This window comes from Streptomyces sp. SLBN-8D4, assembly GCF_049739545.1.
In the GTDB taxonomy this organism is placed as follows: domain Bacteria; phylum Actinomycetota; class Actinomycetes; order Streptomycetales; family Streptomycetaceae; genus Streptomyces; species Streptomyces canus_C.
On the sequence record NZ_JBMGQC010000001.1, the window covers coordinates 8987955 to 9009192 of the forward strand.

A 21238-nucleotide genomic window follows, 5' to 3' on the forward strand; every position below is an offset into this window, starting at 1 on the left:
ATGTGCTGGTTGGGGAGACCGATAAGAGGGTTGTTTTCCGTGTCGGCAGTGACGCGGGATCCCCAATGCGAGCGAACTCGGCAAAAAAGGACGCGAATCCAGGTCCCATCCTTGTAAAGGCCGAGTTCCGAGCGGGTTACCGCCGGTTGCCCGGCGATCTTCCTGTGCGCGGGATGGGAGTTCACCGGCCCGGGGGAATAGGTTGTGCGGGAAGAACTCCAGGGACCGCCGGGGCGCGTCCTGGCCTGCCGACACCTGATGGGGGCGGACATGTCAATGCCGAAAGGGTCGAACGCGCCGGTGCCCACGACGGCACTGCGCGTCGAAGTGGGCTGGCGCTCCGGGCCGGGGGTCCCCGACGCGGATGCCTCGGCCCTGCTGCTCGTCGACGGAAAGGTCCGTTCCGACGCCGACTTCGTCTTCTACAACCAGCCGCAGCACTCCTCCGGAGCCGTCCGCCACGAGGGCAAACGGACCGACGGCGGCCGGGTGACCGACACGCTGCTCGTCGATCTCGCGCGCGTGGAGCCGTCGGTGGAGACCGTCGTGCTCGTCGCTTCCGCGGACGGCGGGACCTTCGCCGGCATTCCGGATCTTTACATCGAGGTGCGGGATGAGGCGCGGGGAACCGTGGCGGCGCGGTTCGACAGCACGGGCGCGACCGTAGAAACCGCTTTCGTCCTCGGGGAGTTCTATCGCCGTCAGGGCGCTTGGAAATTCCGTGCCGTCGGGCAGGGCTACGACAGCGGACTGGAAGGTCTGGCAACGGACTTCGGGATCACCGTGGACGAGCCCCAGCAGGCGGCACCGGTGGCACCACCACCCACCCCTTCTTCGCAACCGGTCCGCCTTTCCAAAGTCACGCTGACCAAGGCGGCTCCCTCCGTCTCCCTCGCCAAACAGGGCGGCACCTCGGGCGCGATGCGCGTGAACCTCAACTGGCAGGTGCGTAAACAGTTTTCGGGCTGGGGCAGCAAGCGCGGCCGCGCGGTGGCCATGCACGCCGACCTCGACCTCGACCTGTGCGCCCTGTACGAGCTCGCCGACGGCCGCAAGGGAGTCGTCCAGGCGCTGGGCAACGCCTATGGAGCCCTGCACCAGCCGCCGTACATCCACCTCGACGGCGACGACCGCACCGGTGCCGTGGCGAGCGGCGAGAACCTCACCGTGAACCTCGACCACACACGGGACTTCCGGCGCATCCTCGTCTTCGTGACCATCTACGAGGGCGCGCGCTCCTTCGCCGACCTGCACGCCACGGTCACCCTCCAGCCGCAGTACGGCGCCCCCATCGACTTCTCCCTCGACGAGTGCACGGTGCCCTCGACGGTGTGCGCGCTGGCCCTGATCACCAACACCGGCGACGACCTGGTCGTGCAGCGGGAGGCCCGCTATCTGGTGCCCGACCGCGGGGTGAGCCCGCAGCGGACGGTGGACCACGTCTACGGCTGGGGCATGAACTGGACACCGGGCCGCAAGTGAGGCCTCACCGCTCCTCGCCGGCGACGGCGTCGGGGCGCGCGTAGGTGCGGCCCTTCCAGGCCGCGCCACGCCCCCGGTAGTGCTGCACCGCCGAGTCGACCGTCATCAGGAGATAGAGGAACGCGGTGAACGGCAGCAGGGGAGCGAGCCATTGCGGCTGCCGGTAGTAGCGGAGCATCGGGACGTACGTCCCCGTCATGACGAGCCACGCGAGAGCGCCGGGCGCCACGGTCGTCGTGCTCCCCGTCGCCAGGCCCGTGACGACGGCGACCGGCGGCACCAGATAGACCAGCGCGAGCCCGAGGACCGTTCCGAACAGCACAAGAGGGTTGTGGCGCAACTGGGCGTACGCGCTGCGCGACACCATCCGCCACAGGTCGTGCAGCCGGGGATAGGGGCGCACACTGTCCACCCGCTCGGCGAGGCCCAGCCAGATGTGGCCGCCCCCGCCCTTCACGGCCCGCGCGAGGGCCACGTCGTCGATGACGGCGTGCCTGATGGCGTCCGGGATCCGCGCCCGCTCGGCGGTCTCGGCGCGCAGCAGGACGCAGCCGCCCGCCGCGGCCGCGGTGCGCGCACCCTTTCTGCCGATCCGGCGGAACGGATACAGCTGCGCGAAGAAGTAGACGAACGCCGGCACCACGAGCCGCTCCCACAGGCTCTCCACCCGCAGCCGGGCCATCTGCGAGACGACGTCGAAGCCCCCGGCGTGCGCGGCGGCGACCAGCCGCCGCAGGCTGTCCGGTTCGTGGGCGATGTCGGCGTCCGTCAGCAGCAGGTACTCGGGGTCACGCGCGCGTGCCAGGCCGATGCCATGGCGTACGGCCCACAGCTTGCCCGTCCACCCCGACGGCGGCTCACCCGGTGAGGACACGGTCAGCGTGAGTCCGCCGGCCCGGCGTGCCAGTTCGCGTGCCAGCTCTCCGGTGCCGTCCGTGCTGCCGTCGTCGACGAGGAAGACCTCCGCCCGCCCCGGATAGTCCTGGGCCAGGAGGGAGGGAAGGCTCGCGGGCAGCACCTCCGCCTCGTCGCGAGCCGGCACCACCACGGCCACGGACGGCCAGGCCGCCGGCTCCCGCTCCGGCGGGAGTCTCACATCCGTGCGCCAGAAGAACCCCTGGCAGAGCAGCAGCCACAGCCAGGCGGCGAGGGACAGGGCGGCGGTCCACGCGATGGCGCTCACGCGCGCAGTCTGCCCCACGGAACCGGCCTCCAAGGGCTCATCGTCTATCGTGGCCGGGTGAAGATCGCGCTCTTGGACTCCGGAATCGGTCTGCTGGCGGCCACCGCCGCGGTACGGCGACTGCGCCCCGACGCCGATCTCGTGCTCTCCCTCGACCCCGACGGCATGCCGTGGGGTCCCCGGACCCCGGACGACATCATCGGGCGCGCGCTCACCCTCGCCGAGGCCGCCGCCGCCCATGGTCCCGAGGCCCTGATCATCGGCTGCAACACCGCCACCGTGCACGCCCTGACGGCCCTGCGCGCCCGTCTGGAGCCGGATCTGCCGGTCATCGGCACCGTCCCCGCGATCAAGCCCGCCGCGTCCGGCGGCGGCCCCTTCGCCATCTGGGCGACGCCCGCCACCACCGGCAGCCCTTACCAGCGCGGTCTCCTCGAGGAGTTCGCCGACGGGGTGCCGGCCACCGAGGTGCCCTGCCACGGTCTCGCCGAGGCGGTGGAGCACGCCGACGAGGCCGCCATCGACGCCGCCGTCGCCGCGGCCGCCGCCCTGACCCCCGAGGACGTGACGACCGTCGTCCTGGGCTGCACCCACTACGAACTGGTCGCCGAGCGCATCCGCGCCGCCGTACAGCGCCCCGGCCGTCCGCCGCTCGTCCTGCACGGCTCCGCCGGAGCGGTCGCCGCCCAGGCACTGCGCCGAATCGGCGAGCAGCCCGCGCCCGAGGCCGCGGCCACCGGCACCCTCACCGTGCTGCTGAGCGGACGCGAGGGCGCCGCCCTGCCCGCCCCCGCCCTGGCCTACGCCGAGGGCCGGCTCCTGCGGACGGCCACACCCGCCCGCTGACCGCCGGGGACGGCCGGAAAGCCCTGCCCGGAGCAGTTACTCAGCGCGACGAGGTAGCCGCACGGCGAAACCTGAGTAACCTCATAGGCATGAGGGACCACCTCCACGGCGAGCACTCCTCGCACCACACCGACGTCTGGACCGGCCGCGCCTCCAACCGGATCCAGTGGCTGCTGGCGCTCGGCGGCGCCGCGATCGTGGCGCTCGGCATCGAGCTCGCGGTCGACTCGGCGTGGACCTCCGGCGTGGCTCCGCTCGTCATGTCCGTGGTCGGCTGCATCGCGGCCGGACTGCTGGTCCTCTTCCTCACGCTCGGCTTCGTCCATGTCGCCCTCAAGGTCGACATGGACTCCCTGGAAGTGCGCTGCGGCCACATCGGTGTGCCGCGCCGCCGCATCCCGCTCGCCCATGTCGCCGGAGCCGAGTTCGTCCCGCACGTCAACCCGCGGCAGTGGGGCGGCTGGGGCTATCGCTGGCGCCCCGAGAAGGGGACCGCCGTCGTCGTACGCCGTGGTGAGGGTGTGGTCCTCCAACTGTGGGACGGCCATACGTTCACGGTCACGGTGGACGACGCGGAGTCCGCCGTACGCATCATCCGCGACCGGCTGCGGCCGAGGGCCTCGGGTCCGCGACGCTGAGACCGGGCCGACCCGGTCACTTCCGGGCCGGTTCGTCGGTGAGCGGGTGGGCCGTCGCCAGGCCCGCCAGCACCCCGACGCCCACCGACACCATGGTGAAGCTCAGCGCGTTGCCGACCGCGGCGATCGCCGCCAGCACCGTCAGGGCCGCGGCCGCGGTGAGGACCACCGGCGTGGGGCGGGGAGAGCGCCACAGCGCGTACAGCAGCCAGCAGAAGGCCGCGGCCAGCAGCAGCGTTCCGATCACCCCCTGCTCGGCGGCCATCTGAAGCGGTGCCGAGTGCGGTTTCCCGTCGGGGACCAGGGACTGGGCCGCCGTCGTACTGAGCTCCCCGAAGCGGCCCGGACCCACACCGAGGGCGGTGTCCTCGCGGGCCAGGTGGAGGGCGTCGTGCCACAGCTCGATCCGGTGCGGGGTGAGCCGGCCGCGCAGGGACTCGGTGAGCCCGTCCGGCACCGCGTTCCCGGCCACCGCCCAGGTCAGGCCGGTCGCCGCGGTCGCGGCGAGGGCGAGAACGGCGATGCCCGGGCCGCGGTGGCGCGTCCGGCCCGCGGCGAGCGAGTACAGCAGCACCGCGGCGCAGGTGACCAGCCCGGACACCGAATCCAGGGCGGCCGCGGCCAGCACGATGCCGACGGCCAGCAGCCGCAGCAGGGCGCGGAGGGTGAGGGAGGGGGTGGTCCAGGCGGCACAGCACGCGGCACCGGTGGCGAGGGTCAGCAGGGCGGCCGTGGCGCCCGCGTGCCCCAGGGGACCGACGATCTCCGGTCCGGGCGTGAGGTGGGGGAGCCCGGCTGCCAGGGCCACTCCGGACAGCGCGGCGGCGCACGGAGCGGCGACCGGCAGCAGCGCCCCCGAGATCCGGCCGGCGGCGTATCCCGCGGCGACGGCCAGCAGGGCGAGCAGCACCCCCTCCGGGCGACCGTCGTGCGCGGCCGCGGTGATCAGCGACCAGGCGGCACAGGCGCCGAGCACCAGGACGCCCACCCCGTCAGAAACGTTTCGTCTGTCGCCGTCCTCCTCGGACCCGGCCACAGACGTCATCCCCGTGGAACCCACCCCGCCCCCCGAAACCCCGGTCCCCCGACCTGTGGCCCCCGCCGCCCGGACGCCGACGGCCCGTACGACAGGGACTCCGGCACACCGTAACGGCTGATGGACGATTTGTGGACGAGTTGTGCGGGATCTTCCGGCACGGGCGCGTGGGCGGCGTCACGGTCACCGGGCGGACCGCGCTGTGGACGCCGAGGTCAACCGCCGTACACTCCCGGAGTGACCGTCACCGCAACTTCCGTGGACGAGTCGGACCGGCTGGAACCGCAGTCCGCGCCCGCCTCCCGCTGGGTCGTCCGGCTCCGCCGCCTCGTCCCGGCCGCCGCCGCGGCGCTCTCCGGAGTGCTGCTCTACGTCAGTTTCCCGCCCCGCACCCTGTGGTGGCTGGCCCTGCCCGCCTTCGCCGTCTTCGGCTGGGTGCTGCGCGGCCGTGGCTGGAAGGCGGCCTTCGGTCTCGGTTACCTCTTCGGCCTGGGCTTTCTGCTGCCGCTGCTGGTGTGGACCGGTGTGGAGGTGGGCGCCGGGCCCTGGCTCGCCCTGGTGGCGATCGAGGCGATCTTCGTCGCGCTGGTGGGCGTGGGCATCGCCGCCGTCTCCAAGCTGCCCGGTGCGCCGGTGTGGGCGGCCGCGGTGTGGATCGCCGGAGAAGCGGCACGCGCGCGTGCGCCGTTCCACGGCTTCCCCTGGGGCAAGATCGCGTTCGGGCAGGCCGACGGTGTCTTCCTGCCGCTCGCCGCGGTGGGCGGTACGCCCGTCCTGGGCTTCGGCGTCGTCCTGTGCGGCTTCGGCCTGTACGAAATCGTGCGGCTGGTCGTCGAGCGGCGGGGCACCGGTGGCGTACGGCGGCCCGCCGCGGCCGTGGCCCTGCTGAGCGTGGCCGTGCCGGTGGTCGGGGCACTCGCGGCCCGGACGCTGGTGAGCGACAAGGCCGAGGACGGCACCGTGACCGTCGCCGCCATCCAGGGCAACGTGCCGCGCGCGGGCCTGGAGTTCAACGCCCAGCGGCGGGCCGTGCTCGACTACCACGCGCGCGAGACCGAGCGGCTGGCCGCCGAGGTGAAGGCCGGCAAGGTCGACCGGCCCGACATCGTGCTGTGGCCGGAGAACTCCTCGGACGTCGACCCCTTCGCCGACGCGACCGCGGCCGTCGTCATCGAACAGGCGGCCAAGGCCATCGACGCACCGATCTCCGTCGGCGGGGTCGTCGAGCGGGACGGCAAGCTCTACAACGAGCAGATCCTGTGGGACCCGGTCAAGGGACCCACCGACACCTACGACAAGCGGCAGATCCAGCCGTTCGGCGAGTACCTTCCGCTGCGGGGGCTCGTCGGAGCGATCAACAAGAACTGGACCTCCATGGTCCGCCAGGACTTCAGCCGGGGCAGCAAGCCGGGCGTCTTCCAGATGGCCAACGCCAAGGTGGGCCTGGTCACCTGCTACGAGGCCGCGTTCGACTGGGCCGTGCGCTCCGAGGTGACCGACGGCGCGCAGCTGATCTCCGTGCCCAGCAACAACGCGACCTTCGACCGCAGCGAGATGACCTACCAGCAGCTGGCGATGTCCCGGGTGCGCGCCGTGGAGCACAGCCGGACCGTCACGGTGCCGGTGACCAGCGGCGTCAGTGCGATCATCATGCCGGACGGGAGGATCACCCAGAGGACCGGCATGTTCGTGGCCGACTCGCTGGTGCAGAAGGTGCCGCTGAGGTCGACGCAGACCCCGGCGACCCGGCTCGGCATCCTGCCCGAGATGGCTCTGGTGCTGGTCGCCGCGGGCGGGCTCGGCTGGGCCGTCGGCGCCGGAGTGCGCAGGCGTCGCGCCGAAGGCGCGTAGGCGCACGTAGGCCGTACGTCCCGGAAAGATCACTGGAGCCATGAAGGCGGCCGTTAGGGTCGAGGCATGGCTACTCCTGACTTCATCCGCACCCTGCGGCGTTCCATCGGCCACGACCTCCTCTGGCTCCCCGGCGTCAGTGCCGTCGTCTTCGACGACGAGGGCAGAGTGCTGCTCAACCGCCGCTCGGACAATGGCAAGTGGTCGCTGCTCGGCGGCATCCCGGAACCGGGGGAGCAGCCCGCGGCCTGCGCGGTGCGGGAGGTCGAGGAGGAGACGGGCGTCCACTGCGTCGTCGAGCGGGTCGTCGTGGTCCAGGCGCTCAGGCCCGTGACGTACGACAACGGCGACATGTGCCAGTACATGGACATCTCGTTCCGCTGCCGGGCGGTCGGCGGCGAGGCCCGGGTTAACGACGACGAGTCCCTCGAAGTGGGTTGGTTCGCGGTGGACGCCCTGCCGGAGCTGAACGAGTTCGGGATGTTGCGGATCAAGCAGGCGCTGGTGGAGGCACCCACATGGTTCGACCCCACGAGTTCCGAGTGAAGTATGGGCCCTGACCACATGTGGTCAGGGCCGGGCGCTGCCTAGGGTCGGAACATGACCACCAGCAGCGCCCACCAGGGCCCCCACGCCCCCGCACTCGACCTCGGCGGCCGCACCGCCCTCGTCACCGGCGCAGCCGGCGGCATCGGCCGTGCCTGCGCGCTGCGGCTCGCGGCGGCCGGGGCCAAGGTGAGAGCGGTCGACCGGGACGCGCCCGGCCTGGAGGCGCTCGCCGAGCGGGCCGCGGGACTGGCGGGCACCGTCGAGCCGCACGTCCTCGACCTCACCGACCTGGACGCCGCCGAGCACGCCGCCGCGGGCACCGACGTCCTCGTCAACAACGCCGGCATCCAACTGGTCCGCCCCATCGAGGAGTTCCCGCCCGAGGTGTTCCACACGGTGCTCACCGTGATGCTGGAGGCACCGTTCCGTCTGATCCGCGGCGCCCTGCCGCACATGTACGGCCAGGGGTGGGGGCGGATCGTCAACGTCTCCTCGGTGCACGGCCTGCGCGCCTCGGCCTACAAGGCGGCCTATGTGGCCGCCAAACACGGTCTGGAGGGTCTGTCCAAGACGGCCGCCCTCGAAGGCGCCCCCCACGGCGTGACCTCGAACTGTGTGAACCCCGCCTATGTACGCACCCCACTGGTCGAGCGGCAGATCACCGACCAGGCCCGGGCGCACGGCATCCCCGAGGAGCGGGTGGTGTCCGAGGTGCTGCTCCAGGACAGCGCGCTCAAGCGGCTCATCGAGCCGGAGGAGGTCGCCGAGGCCGTGGCCTACCTGTGCGGCCCGCACGCCTCCTTCGTCACCGGTACGTCACTCGTCCTCGACGGCGGCTGGACCGCGCACTGAACGGCACCGGACCGGAGTTTTCCACAGGCCTGACGGGGTGAGCCTGCGATGAGCAATCCTGTGGGCATGTCCAGCGATCACCCGCAGTCCCTCGAGCGCCCCGCCGGCAGTGCCGAGGCACCCTTCCTCGAACTGCTGGCCAGGGGCGCGTCCGCCGACGCCTACGAACAGCCCGTGCTGATCGCCCGCGCCGAGGGAAGGCCGGCCGGGCGGATCGCCGCGCTGGAACAGGCCAAGGCGGTCGCCCTGCGCGTGCGCTCCGAGCTGGAGGGCCGGCGCCGGCGGGAGGCCGAGCTGTCCGCCCTGTTCGAGACTGCCCACGACCTGGCCGGGCTCCGGGACCTGGACGCGGTGCTGCGGGCCATCGTGCAGCGCGCCCGCTCCCTGCTCGGCACCGATGTGGCCTATCTCAGCCTGCACGACCCGGTGCGGGGCGACACCTACATGCGGGTGACCGAGGGCTCGGTCGCGGCCCGCTTCCAGCAGCTGCGGCTCGGGATGGGCGAGGGGCTCGGCGGACTGGTCGCCCAGACCGCCCGCCCCTACGTCACCGACGACTACTTCAAGGACGACCGCTTCCAGCACACCCTCACCATCGACTCCGGTGTCCGGGACGAGGGCCTGGTCGCCATCCTCGGCGTACCGCTGACGCTGGGGCACCACGTCATCGGCGTGCTGTTCGCGGCGGACCGGCGTGCCCGGGTCTTCGAGCGGGAGCAGATCGCGCTCCTCGGGTCCTTCGCCGCGCTGGCCGCGGCCGCCATCGACACCGCGAACCTGCTCACCGAGACCCGCTCGGCCCTGACCGAACTGGAGCGGGCCAACGAGATCATCCGGGACCACAGCGGTGTGATCGAGCGCGCCTCAGAGGTCCACGACCGGCTCGCCGAACTGGTGCTGCGCGGTGGCGGGGTGCACGACGTGGCGGCGGCCGTCTCGGAGATCCTCGACGGCACGGTCGAGTTCACCGAGATCGCGCCCACCGAGGCCTTGGAGGCATCCCGGGCCGAGGGCCACGCCGTACGGCACGGGGACGACTGGATCGCCGCGGTCGCCGCCGGCGGCGAACTCCTCGGCGCCCTCGTCCTGCGCGGGCACCCGGGACTCGACCCGGTGGACCAGCGCACCCTGGAGCGCGCCGCGATGGTCACCTCGCTGCTCCTGCTGGCCAGACGTTCCGCCGCCGAGGCCGAACAGCGGGTGCGTGGCGAGCTCCTGGACGACCTGCTCGACGCCCGGGACCGCGACCCCCGTCTGCTGCGCGAGCGGGCCGCCCGGCTGGACGCCGACCTCGACGCCACCCACGTCGTGCTGGCCGCCCGTCTCGACGGCCCGGCGCCCGACGCCGACCAGGAGGCGGCCGCCCGCAGACGTCTGTGGTCCGCGGCCTCCCACCTCGCCGCCACCCGGCACGGCCTGGCCGCCGCCCGCGACGGCGGCACCGTCCTGCTGCTGCCCCTCACCGCCGGGGACACGGCCACCGAGCTGGCCCGCCGCACCGCCGGACACCTCGGCACGGCCGTCCACGAGGCGGTGACCGTCGGCGCCTCCGCCCCGGTCCGCGATCTCGTCGTCCACCTGGACGCCGTGGCCGCCGCCTACGAGGAGGGCCGCCGCTGCCTCGACGCGCTGCGCCTTCTGGGCCGCTCGGGGGACGGCGCGGCCGCCGAGGACTTCGGCTTCCTCGGGCTTCTGCTGGCCGGTGACCGGGACATCGCGGGCTTCGTCGAGCGGACCATCGGCCAGGTGGTCGCCTACGACGAGCGAAGGGGCACCGACCTCCTGCGCACCCTGGACGCCTACTTCACGTGCGGGATGAGCCCGGCCCGCACCAAGGACGAGCTGCACGTCCACGTGAACACCGTCGCCCAGCGCCTGGAGCGGGTGGGCCGTCTGCTCGGCGAGGACTGGCAGAGCCCCTCCCGTGCGTTGGAGATCCAGCTCGCGCTGCGGCTGTACCGCTTGTCGGCGCCGCCACGGCACTGACCCCCGCACGCCGGGCGTGCGGGGGCCGGTCGGGCTCGGGGAACCGGGCTCAGACGGTCCGGGCGTCCGCTGCGGGGGACTTGGCCGCCGGTTCGGGCTCGGCGTCCGTCTCGACGTCGGCCAGGTCCCGGTGGCGGGTCTCCTTGGCGACACCGACGGCGACGACCGTCAACACGGCCGCGGCGATGACGTAGAGGGCGATCGGGGTGGAGCTGCCGTAGTCGGAGAGGAGCGCGGTGGCGATGAGCGGGGCCGGGGCACCTGCCGCGACGGAGGCGAACTGGGCGCCGATGGAGGCACCGGAGTACCGCATCCGGGTCGCGAACATCTCGGAGAAGAAGGCCGCCTGGGGCGCGTACATGGCGCCGTGCAGGACGAGTCCGACGGTCACCGCGAGGACCAGGTTGCCGAAGCCGCCGGTGTCGACGAGCGAGAAGAACGGGAACATCCACAGCCCGACGCCGACCGCGCCGAGCAGGTACACCGGGCGCCGGCCGACGCGGTCCGACAGTGCGCCCCAGGCGGGGATCACCGCGAAGTGCACGGCCGAGGCGATCAGCACCGAGTTGAGGGCCGTCTGCTTGGACACGCCGGCGGACGTGGTGGCGTAGACGAGGATGAACGCGGTGATGACGTAGTAGCTGATGTTCTCCGCCATGCGCGCGCCCATCGCGATCAGCACGTCGCGCCAGTGGTGGCGCAGCACGGACACGAGCGGCAGTTTCTCGGCCACGCCGTCCCGCGCCGCCTTGCGGGCCTCCGCCTGGGCCAACGCCTCCTTGAACACGGGGGATTCATCGACGGACAGCCGGATCCACAGGCCGACGATCACCAGGACGCCGGAGAGCAGGAAGGGAATCCGCCAGCCCCAGCTCCCGAACGCCGTGTCCGACAGAACGGCGGTCAGCAGCGACAGCACACCCGTGGCGAGGAGTTGCCCGGCCGGAGCGCCGGTCTGCGGCCACGAGGCCCAGAAGCCGCGTCGCCGGGCGTCCCCGTGCTCGGACACGAGCAGGACGGCCCCGCCCCACTCTCCGCCGAGCGCGAAGCCCTGGACCAGGCGCAGCACGGTCAGCAGCACGGGAGCGGCCGCTCCGACGGTCGCGTGCGTCGGCAGCAGCCCGATCGCAAAGGTCGCCCCGCCCATCAGCAGCAGGCTCAGGACCAGCAGCTTCTTACGTCCGAGCCGGTCCCCGTAGTGCCCGAACACCAGGGCGCCGAGCGGACGGGCGGCGAATCCGACGGCGTACGTCAGGAAGGACAGCAGAGTGCCGACGAGCGGGTCCGAGTCGGGAAAGAACAGCTTGTTGAAGACCAGGGCGGCCGCGGAGCCGTAGAGGAAGAAGTCGTACCACTCGATGGTGGTGCCGATGAGCGAGGCGGCGACGATGCGCTTGAGATTGTTCGGGGCTGGTGGAGCGGCTGCGGGCGACGACATCGGCACCACTTCCTGGGGTGTGACGGGGACGTTTTGCGTGTCGCCACACCGTAGGAATCCGCACGTCAGGCACACATGTGGCGCGGCTACATAGTTTGAGGGTTCGCTATGCGTGCGGCCACCATGCCGGCTTGTGGAAAGGCGGTTCAGGTTATCGATGGTGTCGAAACGAGTGTCGTCCGGGACGCGCAGTCCGACCTTGCTCAGTGCACCGGGATGATGTCGGGGGCGTCGAGCCGTACCGCGTCGGCGGTCTGGTCGTCCGGCTGCTGCTGGGCCTCGCGTTCGGCGGCCACCCGCTTCAGGTAGTGGTTGACCTCACGGTCCCGGTGCGCTTGGTCCCATCCCAGGTGAGGCGCCATCAGTTCCGCGACGGTCCGCGCCGCGTCCACACCGCGGTCCCAGGACTCGATGGAGATCCGAGTACGCCGGGCGAGCACGTCCTCCAGGTGGCGGGCACCCTCATGGGTCACCGCGTACACGGCCTCGACCCGCAGGTAATCGTCGGAGCTCGGCAACGGTTCGCCGAGCGAGGAGTCGGCTGCGACCATGGCGAGCAGCTCGTGCACCAGGGAGCCGTAACGGTTCAACAGGTGCTCGATGCGGGCGACATGCAGCCCGGAGCGCTCGGCGAGGATGTGACGGGAGTTCCAGAGGGCCGGATAGCCGTCGGCGCCGAGCAGCGGAACGCGTTGCGTGACGCAGTCGGGCACTTTCTCGTCCAGGCCGCGGGCCGCCTCGTCGACCGCGTCCTTGGCCATCACCCGATAGGTCGTGAACTTGCCGCCGGCCACCACGACGAGACCGGGTACCGGGTGTGCGACCAGGTGCTCCCGTGACAGTTTGCTGGTTTCTGCGGCCTCGCCGGACAGGAGGGGACGCAGACCGGCGTAGACGCCTTCGACATCCTCCGGAACCAACGGCGTGGTCAGGACGCTGTTGACGTGTTCCAGCAGGTACGTGACGTCCTTGGAGCTGAGGGCGGGATGGGCCTTGTCGAGTGTCCAGTCGGTGTCGGTGGTCCCGATGATCCAGTGTCGCCCCCAGGGGATGACGAACAGCACGCTCTTCTCGGTGCGGAGGATAAGCCCGGTGCGGGAGTTGATCCGGTCGCGGGGGACCAGTAGGTGCACGCCCTTGGAGGCGCGGACGTGGAACTGGCCGCGCGTGCCGGCGAGGGCCTGGGTGTCGTCCGTCCACACGCCGGTCGCGTTGATGACCTGCTTGGCTCGCACCTCTGTCTCGTCGCCCGTCTCCAGATCCGTGACAACGGCTCCCACCACCCGCTCGCCCTGCCGCAGGAAGCGGCTGACACGGGTGCGGTTGGCGGCCAGCGCTCCGTAGGCGACGGCCGTGCGGGCGAGGAACATGGTGTGCCGGGCGTCGTCGACCTGGGCGTCCCAGTACTGGATCCCGCCGACCAGGGCGTCGGAGCGCAGCGCGGGCGCCTCGTGCAGGGCTTGGCGCTTGAGCAGGTGGCGGTGGTGGGGCAGACCTCTGGAGTTACCTGAGGCCGCAGCCATGGTGTCGTACAGCAGCACGCCGGCGCCGACGTAAGGACGCTCCCGGACCCGGTGTTTCAGGGGGTAGAGGAACGGGACCGGACGTACCAGATGAGGGGCCAGGAACTGAAGCAGGAGTCCGCGTTCCTTCAGGGCTTCGGCGACGAGCCGGAAGTCCAGCATCTCCAGGTAGCGCAGGCCGCCGTGGATGAGCTTGCTGGAGCGGCTGGAAGTGCCCGAGGCCCAGTCCCGGGCTTCGACGAGACCGACTCTCAGGCCCCGGGTGGCGGCGTCCAGGGCCGCGCCGGCGCCGACTACGCCGCCCCCGACGACGAGGACGTCAAGCTCGCCCTCTCCCAGCCGGACGAGGGCCTCCGCGCGTGCGCCGGGCGAGAGAGCCACCGGGTTCGCCATGGTCTCCTCCTCGTGCAGCGGGTGCGGGCGGCGCACGCGGCTCGGGCGGGCCCCTTCGGTCGCTCCCGGCCGGAACCTATTCGACCTTGGCCCAGTCGAGCGTGCGCTCCACCGCCTTCTTCCAGCCCGCGTATCCTTCCGCGCGCTGTTCCTCGGACCACTGGGGTGCCCAGCGCTTGGACTCCTGCCAGTGGGTGCGCAGTTCGTCCGTGTCCTGCCAGAAACCGGTGGCCAGACCGGCGGCGTAGGCGGCGCCGAGCGCGGTGGTCTCGGCGACGACCGGGCGGCTGACCGGGACGCCGAGGACGTCGGCCTGGATCTGCATGCACAGGTCGTTGGCCGTCACGCCGCCGTCGACCTTGAGCACGTCGAGGTGGACGCCGGAGTCCTGCTCCATGGCCTCCACCACGTCGCGGCTCTGGTAGCAGATCGCTTCCAGGGTGGCCCGCGCCAGGTGGCCGTTGTCGTTGTACCGGGCGAGGCCGACGATCGCGCCGCGGGCGTCGGAACGCCAGTACGGGGCGAACAGGCCGGAGAAGGCAGGGACGAAGTAGACCCCGCCGTTGTCCTCGACGGTGAGCGCCAGGCGTTCGCTCTCGGCGGCATCGTTGATGATCTTCAGCTGGTCGCGCAGCCATTGGACCGCGGAGCCCGTGACGGCGATGGAGCCTTCGAGTGCGTAGATCGCCGGGCTGTCGCCGAACTGGTACGCCACGGTGGTCAGGAGGCCGTGCTGGGACCGCACCAGTTCCGTGCCGGTGTTCAGCACCAGGAAGTTGCCGGTGCCGTAGGTGTTCTTGGCTTCGCCGGGCGCATAGCAGACCTGCCCGACGGTGGCTGCCTGCTGGTCGCCGAGCACACCGGTGATGGGGATGGCCGCCCGCAGCGGCCGGGACGTACGGGTCTGTCCGAACGCCTCCCGGTGGGAGGACGGGCTGATGGTCGGCAGCATCGCCCGGGGAACGCCGAAGAAGCCCAGCAGCTCGTCGTCCCAGTCGAGGGTCTCCAGGTCCATCAGCATGGTGCGGCTGGCATTGGTCACGTCGGTGGCGTGGACGCCACCGTCGGGGCCGCCGGTGAGGTTCCACAGCACCCAGGCGTCGGTGTTGCCGAAGAGGGCATGGCCCTGCTCGGCCGCCTCGCGGACTCCGTCGACGTTCTCCAGGATCCACTGGATCTTGCCGCCGGAGAAGTACGTGGCCGGCGGCAGCCCTGCCTTGCGGCGGATGACGTCGCCCTGGCCCGAGCGGTCCAGCGCTGCCGCGATGGAGTCGGTACGGGTGTCCTGCCAGACGATGGCGTTGTAGTAGGGGCGGCCGTTGCGCGGGTCCCAGACGACGGTCGTCTCCCGTTGGTTGGTGATACCGATGGCCGCCAGGTCCTCCGGCGAGAGGTTTCCGTGCCGGAGCGCGTTCTGGATCACCGAGTTGGTGCGCTCCCAGATCTCCACCGGGTCGTGTTCGACCCACCCCGAGCGCGGGAGGATCTGTGAGTGCTCCAGCTGGTGCCTCGCCACTTCGTTGCCGGCATGGTCGAAGATCATGAAACGGGTGCTGGTGGTCCCTTGGTCCACCGCGCCGACGAAGTCCGCCATGGGGTGCCGCCTCTCCTTGGGCTCTCCCGGGGCAGCCGGTCACGGCAACCCCGGGAGACGGTCAGTTCTCGTCCGGGGCCGGGATCCGTCCGGGGGGTTCCGGCTCAGCGGTCGGCAGGAACCGGCCGATGAAGACCTTGTACAGGCCCGCTCCCAGCAGACCTCCGATCAGCGGACCGATGATCGGCACCCAGAAGTAGAAGTTCCCGTACTGATCTCGCCACGCTCCGCCGTACCCGGTGAAGAAGCTGGCCAGCCGGGGACCGAAGTCGCGTGCCGGGTTGATCGCGTAACCCGCGTTGGTACCCCAGGCCATACCGATGCCCACGACGATCAGACCGACGATGAACGGCGCCAGGTTGGCACCGGGGGGCGTGTTGAGCAGGTCCGTGACCGCCATGATCAGCAGCAGCAGGATCGCGGTGCCGATGATCTGGTCGCGGAAGGCGCCCCATTCGTGGACCGGCAGGTTCGGGTTGCCGTTGGCGGGCAGGGTGGAGAACACGCCCTGCGTCTTGATCGTGTGGGTGGGATCCGCCTTCGCCAGCGCCTCGGTGTAGTTCCACCGGACGAGCAGGGCTGCCACGAAGGCACCGGCCGTCTGGGCCAGCGCGTAGGGAGCCACTTTGCTCCACGGGAAGCCCCTGAACGCCGCCAGCGACAGGGTCACCGCGGGATTGAGGTGCGCACCGCTCAGCCTCGCCGCGACGTACACACCCAGTGTGACGCCGAGGCCCCAGGCCCAGGCGATGCTGTCGTGGTTTCCCAGGCCGCCCGGCGGAGTCGTGAGAGCCCCGCCGGCGACTACCTGAGCCACCACGCCACAACCGAAGAGGATGAGGATCATCGTGCCGGCGAATTCCGCTGAAAGCTCGCCGACCAGTCCTGATCTCTTGAGTCGCTCAGCCATGGGTGCCCGCTTCCCGCCGGCCCGAGGGTCGGCCGTTGACTGCCCCGAGTCCTCAGAAATCATTGTAGGACCGGCCAGCGCCATACGCGTGCGGGGCGATACCGCCCCCTGCCCGGCCAGGGAGGAGACGGAAGTCCGCCCGCCGGCAGGGGACGCTTGGGCCTGCCTTGCATGTTCCGCTGCGGGGGCGACCGCCGCTTCTGCACCAGCTCAAGGGCACGGGGTCCGTAGCCCCGCGGCCGACGCCTTCGAGCGCACATCGCCCGCGCCGGGCGCGCGGGGCGGCTGCACCCCGGTACAACTGTTCGGCGGTGCAGCCGACTTGGGCGCCGATGTGCTCGCGACGAACGCGGACGGGTTCCTCGTCGTCATCCCGGGCAAGCACTGCGCCGACGGCAACCGGGTGGGCTCCCAGGACCTGCGGCACTTCGGCGGCACCTGCTTCGCCGTCCAGAGGCCGACGTGGCGGTCGTCGTCACCACCAGCTCCGCCGCCGCACCCGCCGCGGAGGTGCGCCGCCACCTGCGGCATGGTCTGCGGCGGGTGCGGCGCCCTGGCCGCCTGGACCGTTGGCCGCACCCTCGCCCTGGCAGGCGGGCGGCAGCGAGCACGGATCGCGGATGTCCACGGCGTGACGGCACACTGTTCGTGGGGCGTGCGATCGCGAATGCGCCCGCCTGTCACCGGCCATGCCTGAGCTCCGTGAGGACACTGGGCGCAGGCTCGGCCGCCGGTTCCACCCGGGAGGTCCCATGAAGATGCTGATCAACAGTCCGGAGACCGTGGTCGCCGATGCCCTGTGGGGGATGGCTGCCGCCCACCCGGAGCTGGACGTGGACGTGGAGCGGCGGGTGGTCGTACGGCGAGACGCGCGGGAGGGCGGCCGGGTCGGGCTGGTGTCCGGCGGCGGTTCCGGGCACGAGCCGCTGCACGCCGGGTTCGTCGGGTACGGGATGCTGTCGGCCGCGTGTCCCGGGGAGGTGTTCACCTCGCCCGTCCCGGAGCAGATGCTGCGCGCGGCGAGCGCCGTCGAGGCCGGGCAGGGCGTGCTGTTCGTGGTCAAGAACTACACCGGGGACGTGCTGAACTTCCAGCTGGCCGCCGAGCTCGCCGAGGAGGACGGCGTCCGGGTCGAGCGGGTCCTGGTCAACGACGACGTCGCCGTCACCGACAGCCTGTACACGGCCGGGCGGCGGGGCACCGGGGCGACCCTGTTCGTGGAGAAGATCGCCGGGGCGGCCGCCGAGGAGGGTGCACCGCTGGAGCAGGTGGCCGCGATCGCCCGGCGCGTCAACGAGTTCTCGCGCAGCTTCGGCGTGGCGCTCAGCGCCTGCAGCACTCCCGCGAAGGGAGGCCCGACCTTCGACCTGCCGGACGGGGAGATGGAGCTCGGGGTCGGGATCCACGGCGAGCCGGGCCGAGAGCGGCGCGCGATGATGCCTGCCCGGGAGATCGCGGAGGTCGCGGTGGGCGCCGTACTCGAGGAGCTGGGGGACGTGCCTCCGGCCGACGGGCCGGTACTGGCCCTGGTCAACGGGATGGGAGCGACGCCGCTGCTGGAGCTGTACGGGTTCCACGCCGAGGTGGCCCGGCTGCTGGAGGCCCGGGGCGTGCCGGTGGCGCGGGCGCTCGTGGGCAACTACGTCACGTCGCTGGACATGGCGGGCTGCTCGGTGACACTCTGCCGGGCCGACGAGGAGATGCTGCGGCTGTGGGACGCACCCGTGCAGACGGCGGCGCTGCGCTGGGGCCGCTGAGCCCGTGGTGGCGGTGGAAGCGACCCCGCTCACGCGGCGGGTTCACCATCAAACTCCGTCTGAGCGCCGACGGCCGCTGCCGCCTGCTGTCCTTGATCGTCACAGCCGGCAGCGGGCGGACGGTACCCGGTTCAAGCCGGGTCGGGCATCTTGCGGGGCGTGCCGGTTCCGGTCCTGGCCCTAAAGCGCGGATCTTCTGCAGGACCAAACCATGGGCGGGCGGTGGTTCGGAACGCTCTGTGATCACTCCTCGGCGGTCGGCGGGCCCAGCGGCGGGTATCGCGGTGCGGCCTGGTCAGTGCCGGTCAGCGCACCGAGATCCCGGTGCTGGTTCCGTGCTGACTTCGGCGCTCCAAATCATGAAAACCCGCACGTCCTTGCCCTGATCGGATGAGTTGGGGGTGCGGTGCTGCCTCCCGTGCTGACTTGGTGCTGACCGCGCTCCGTTGAGCTCGGACATCTGGGGCTGATCGCCTCGGAGTCGTTGCGTAAGAGGCGACCGGCCTCAGAGACCGAGCCCGACCTCGCTGCTCGGCGTGTGCGGGTCCCAGCACATTTCGCGTCCGATCGGCGAGCGATGATCAGGAGGCACCGCCCTTCATCCGGCGTCGCATCTCCCGCAAGTGGTGGGCAGGGCAGTGCTGCCGGGCACGATCGGCCAGTCCACGGTGATACAGGTGTGCTTCTTGGCGAACACATGCGGTTCGTGGACCGTGCCCGCCGGAGCGCGGCCGACTGCTGGGCGGGCGGTGATGAGGGGGCAGCGGGCGCCGCGGTGGTTGCGCTGCCAGTGCTGGACCTGCTCGGCCATCTCCTGCGCGGCGAGGCGCCCTTGGTCGCTATAACCGTGGACGACGAGCTCGTACAGGTCCTTGCCGTCGTCTTGTTCCTGATGCGCTCGGTGGCCAGGGCGGCGGGTTCAGGACTCTGTCGTCGCCGCCGGAGCCGATCTCCAGGACACGGTGGCCAGGCCGCATGCTTCACTCGCTTCACCATCCAGCCCTGCCTCCAACCGCAGAGACAGCATTTCCACCACCATCGAGCCCGCCGTCGCGTCCAGGCTCCGGCAGCACCCTGCCGCCCACCAGTCGGTCCGACACCCGTAACTCCACCGCAACCCGGGCGTCCCGGCCCCGGCTTCGAACCGCTTGGCGGCCTCCAGCCGCACGGCCTCCCGCTTCACCCGGATGTCGTACCGCAGGGATCACGCCCCGTCACCACAGCCCGGACATCGCTGATTCAGCCTGAGCAAGGAAGGCGAGACGCTATGTGCACGGAAGGGAAAGCGCCACACCTCGAAGCGGTAAACAGTTTCAGCCACAACAGGCCCGAGCACGGGACCTTGACGATGCGAGAGCGACGCCACGAGGGAACCGGGTTCATCTCTCTGTCAGCGGCTGACCTGGCGTCATGCCCCTAAGTGCGGAGAGGCCAGAGAGTGACTGGCGCACAGTTCCAGCCATTGTGCTGTGGCTTAATGTGCCACTCCCGTTTCACGGTACAGTTATCCTGTTGAAGATCGTGAGATGCCTCTGAGTCCGATTCGCAAGGGCTCCAAGACGTGTATTCGTTAACGGTCCATTAACGCAGTACGAAGAAAGCGCAACGGGCGGGCTTAAGGAACGGGGGGGGATTTATGAGCGACCGCCACCGTCTTCCATGCTTCGGCGGCGAGTTCTAGGTAGCCGGCGGATTCAGCTTCCTCGGCAACCGCCTCTGCGATACCAGCTCCTTCCCTGCCGTGGCCCAGTTTCATTGCAGCCTCGGCGCGCAAGAGTTTTGTGCGCAGTCTGTCGTGGAAGGACAGGAGCCCAGAATTTTCCGCATCGGCCGCCTCAGATTGCGCCTCGGCAGTGCGGCCTTCTGCCAAGTGCATACGCGCGGCAACGGCCTTGAGTTCGGCGTGATGAACCGGATGCCCCACATAGGCAAGAGCATCGGAAGATTCCTTGAGCCACGTGTGCATCATGGGGGAGGTGGATTCTGAGCACCGTAGGTGAAGGGAAATCGCAGCCATACGCAATCGTGCCCAGCCGAGGAGATCGTCCCGACTCGGCATGGTGGAAATGGCCAGGTTGATCAGTTCCTTCCCTTCTCGGAAGGCGCCCTGCCGCACTTTGACGCTGGAACAGCTCCAATACGCCCGAGCTTTCATCGAGGGTGAAGCGTCTCTTGCTGCGTCAAGCACCTGTGGCACCTTCGTAATCGCTTGATGCAGCAAGCCGGCCTCGGTCTGGGCTGCCATCAACGCGAGAAAACACTGGATCCTTAGCGTGTTTATAACCGGAGAAATGTGATTGACGATGGAAAGCGCCTCCTCGGCTGCGGCAAGTGCCTCTCCAATGTCGCCGACGACGCGTGCGGAATCCGATAGGTCGACCAGAAGTCTGGCAAGCAGAGATGGCGAATCCCATTTCCTGGTCAGCGCCACCATTTGGTGCAGATCAGTGCGTCGCCCCTGTCCGTCCTGCAGTTCCGTATGGGCGCGAGACCTGGCCCACAGCATCTGCCAGGCCCATCCCTCGGGAAGCCGTGCCGACAGATCTGCACCGTATGGGTGCAACGCGTCGATGACGGCTGGAAAGTCTTTATCTGCGAGCAGGGTCGAGATCTCCGCTGCTGTTACGTTCCAGGAGTTTTCAGATGTATCGACGGAAAGAAGCTCTTCTGCGGTGACACCAAGTTTTGCTGCCACATATCGGACTGTCTCCACGGATGGAATGCGAGAGCCGCTCTCGATCCTTGAGACATAACTGGTGGAGACCGGACCCCCCGCTAGATCCGCCTGTGTCAGCCCATTCTCAAGGCGAAGAGTCCTCAGCTTTTTTCCGAAAGCTGGCTGTCTAATCTCCATTGAACATCCTTCGACCCGCTAGGAGATCCGCGTGACCCGCACTACGCGCCACCCAATCGCTACACCCGCCGTGGCGATGAGGAGACCCTGCAACAGTCAAGCTGCAGAAGAGGCCGAACGGCCCTCCTTACCTTGCACGACGACGGACATCGAGTGGCCTTAGCGATCCAACTGCGTCGTGCCGGGACTCTGATCCTGACATGGGGGATCAGAGTCCCGGCGCTGCTCGAACTGTCCTCGGCGATTAGGGACGCGGCGGGGCGGGTGTTGCGTCTCTAAGTGTCAAGTGGAGACATGGTACGTGGCAAACGGATGTCAAATCTATGACACCGACAGTCAAGCTCAC

General features: G+C 70.3%; 16 protein-coding genes. 8 read left to right on the forward strand and 8 right to left on the reverse strand.

What is annotated here, in order from left to right; translation table 11 throughout:
• Positions 1-276 precede the first annotated feature (276 nt).
• Complete coding sequence (locus tag RKD20_RS40710) at positions 277-1482, forward strand: TerD family protein (RefSeq protein ID WP_424883440.1); 1206 nt, start codon at positions 277-279, stop codon at positions 1480-1482.
• A gap of 4 nt (positions 1483-1486) precedes the next feature.
• Here RKD20_RS40710 and RKD20_RS40715 read toward each other — a convergent pair whose 3' ends face one another.
• On the reverse strand, positions 1487-2683 hold the full coding sequence (locus RKD20_RS40715; RefSeq protein ID WP_424882084.1) for a glycosyltransferase: 1197 nt from the start codon (positions 2681-2683) through the stop codon (positions 1487-1489).
• A gap of 39 nt (positions 2684-2722) precedes the next feature.
• On the opposite strand from RKD20_RS40715, the gene RKD20_RS40720 reads away from it, so the two are divergent.
• The gene (locus tag RKD20_RS40720; protein WP_424882085.1) at positions 2723-3511 is read left to right on the forward strand and encodes a glutamate racemase; all 789 of its coding nucleotides are present in this window, start codon (positions 2723-2725) and stop codon (positions 3509-3511) included.
• Between the two features lie 89 nt (positions 3512-3600).
• Positions 3601-4149 carry a hypothetical protein gene (locus RKD20_RS40725; protein ID WP_424882086.1) on the forward strand — a complete coding sequence of 183 codons (549 nt, stop codon included), beginning with the start codon at positions 3601-3603 and terminating at the stop codon, positions 4147-4149.
• A 16-nt stretch (positions 4150-4165) separates the two neighbouring features.
• On the opposite strand, the gene RKD20_RS40730 is transcribed toward RKD20_RS40725, so the two are convergent.
• Positions 4166-5194, reverse strand: a complete 1029-nt coding sequence (locus tag RKD20_RS40730) for an O-antigen ligase family protein (RefSeq protein WP_424882087.1) — start codon at positions 5192-5194, stop codon at positions 4166-4168.
• Between the two features lie 228 nt (positions 5195-5422).
• On the opposite strand from RKD20_RS40730, the gene lnt reads away from it, so the two are divergent.
• The 4 genes from lnt to RKD20_RS40750 all read left to right on the forward strand — a co-directional run bounded on the left by lnt (position 5423) and on the right by RKD20_RS40750 (position 10423).
• Complete coding sequence (gene lnt / locus RKD20_RS40735; protein ID WP_424882088.1) at positions 5423-7036, forward strand: apolipoprotein N-acyltransferase; 1614 nt, start codon at positions 5423-5425, stop codon at positions 7034-7036.
• 66 nt (positions 7037-7102) lie between these two features.
• Positions 7103-7582: an NUDIX hydrolase gene (locus RKD20_RS40740; RefSeq protein WP_424882089.1), complete on the forward strand. Its 480-nt coding sequence runs from the start codon at positions 7103-7105 to the stop codon at positions 7580-7582.
• A gap of 54 nt (positions 7583-7636) precedes the next feature.
• Complete coding sequence (locus RKD20_RS40745) at positions 7637-8437, forward strand: 3-hydroxybutyrate dehydrogenase (RefSeq protein ID WP_424882090.1); 801 nt, start codon at positions 7637-7639, stop codon at positions 8435-8437.
• A 66-nt stretch (positions 8438-8503) separates the two neighbouring features.
• The gene (locus RKD20_RS40750) at positions 8504-10423 is read left to right on the forward strand and encodes a helix-turn-helix domain-containing protein (protein ID WP_424882091.1); all 1920 of its coding nucleotides are present in this window, start codon (positions 8504-8506) and stop codon (positions 10421-10423) included.
• 49 nt (positions 10424-10472) lie between these two features.
• Here the strand turns inward: RKD20_RS40750 and RKD20_RS40755 are convergent, their stop codons facing one another.
• The 4 genes from RKD20_RS40755 to RKD20_RS40770 all read right to left on the reverse strand — a co-directional run bounded on the left by RKD20_RS40755 (position 10473) and on the right by RKD20_RS40770 (position 16281).
• A complete protein-coding gene (locus RKD20_RS40755; protein WP_424882092.1) occupies positions 10473-11861 on the reverse strand; it encodes an MFS transporter in 1389 nt (462 codons plus the stop codon).
• A gap of 203 nt (positions 11862-12064) precedes the next feature.
• The gene (locus tag RKD20_RS40760; protein WP_424883441.1) at positions 12065-13777 is read right to left on the reverse strand and encodes a glycerol-3-phosphate dehydrogenase/oxidase; all 1713 of its coding nucleotides are present in this window, start codon (positions 13775-13777) and stop codon (positions 12065-12067) included.
• A 76-nt stretch (positions 13778-13853) separates the two neighbouring features.
• Positions 13854-15371, reverse strand: a complete 1518-nt coding sequence (gene glpK / locus RKD20_RS40765) for a glycerol kinase GlpK (protein ID WP_424882093.1) — start codon at positions 15369-15371, stop codon at positions 13854-13856.
• Between the two features lie 61 nt (positions 15372-15432).
• Positions 15433-16281, reverse strand: a complete 849-nt coding sequence (locus RKD20_RS40770; protein WP_424882094.1) for an MIP/aquaporin family protein — start codon at positions 16279-16281, stop codon at positions 15433-15435.
• Positions 16282-17033: 752 nt separating this feature from the next.
• Between RKD20_RS40770 and dhaK the strand changes: the two genes are divergently transcribed.
• Entirely contained in the window at positions 17034-18038 is a 1005-nt protein-coding gene (dhaK, locus tag RKD20_RS40775; protein ID WP_424882095.1) for a dihydroxyacetone kinase subunit DhaK, read from the forward strand.
• A gap of 598 nt (positions 18039-18636) precedes the next feature.
• Here the strand turns inward: dhaK and RKD20_RS40780 are convergent.
• Entirely contained in the window at positions 18637-18849 is a 213-nt protein-coding gene (locus RKD20_RS40780; protein WP_424882096.1) for a hypothetical protein, read from the reverse strand.
• A gap of 804 nt (positions 18850-19653) precedes the next feature.
• Positions 19654-20892: a helix-turn-helix domain-containing protein gene (locus tag RKD20_RS40785; protein WP_424882097.1), complete on the reverse strand. Its 1239-nt coding sequence runs from the start codon at positions 20890-20892 to the stop codon at positions 19654-19656.
• Positions 20893-21238 lie beyond the last annotated feature (346 nt).

Coding starts and splice junctions, on each gene's coding strand:
- RKD20_RS40710 (WP_424883440.1), top strand. CDS start 277: ATGCCGAAAGGGTCGAACGCGCCGGTGCCCACGACGGCACTGCGCGTC.
- RKD20_RS40725 (WP_424882086.1), top strand. CDS start 3,601: ATGAGGGACCACCTCCACGGCGAGCACTCCTCGCACCACACCGACGTC.
- RKD20_RS40730 (WP_424882087.1), bottom strand. CDS start 5,194: ATGACGTCTGTGGCCGGGTCCGAGGAGGACGGCGACAGACGAAACGTT.
- RKD20_RS40740 (WP_424882089.1), top strand. CDS start 7,103: ATGGCTACTCCTGACTTCATCCGCACCCTGCGGCGTTCCATCGGCCAC.
- RKD20_RS40745 (WP_424882090.1), top strand. CDS start 7,637: ATGACCACCAGCAGCGCCCACCAGGGCCCCCACGCCCCCGCACTCGAC.
- RKD20_RS40750 (WP_424882091.1), top strand. CDS start 8,504: ATGTCCAGCGATCACCCGCAGTCCCTCGAGCGCCCCGCCGGCAGTGCC.
- RKD20_RS40755 (WP_424882092.1), bottom strand. CDS start 11,861: ATGTCGTCGCCCGCAGCCGCTCCACCAGCCCCGAACAATCTCAAGCGC.
- RKD20_RS40760 (WP_424883441.1), bottom strand. CDS start 13,777: ATGGCGAACCCGGTGGCTCTCTCGCCCGGCGCACGCGCGGAGGCCCTC.
- glpK (WP_424882093.1), bottom strand. CDS start 15,371: ATGGCGGACTTCGTCGGCGCGGTGGACCAAGGGACCACCAGCACCCGT.
- RKD20_RS40770 (WP_424882094.1), bottom strand. CDS start 16,281: ATGGCTGAGCGACTCAAGAGATCAGGACTGGTCGGCGAGCTTTCAGCG.
- dhaK (WP_424882095.1), top strand. CDS start 17,034: ATGAAGATGCTGATCAACAGTCCGGAGACCGTGGTCGCCGATGCCCTG.
- RKD20_RS40780 (WP_424882096.1), bottom strand. CDS start 18,849: ATGGCCGAGCAGGTCCAGCACTGGCAGCGCAACCACCGCGGCGCCCGC.
- RKD20_RS40785 (WP_424882097.1), bottom strand. CDS start 20,892: ATGGAGATTAGACAGCCAGCTTTCGGAAAAAAGCTGAGGACTCTTCGC.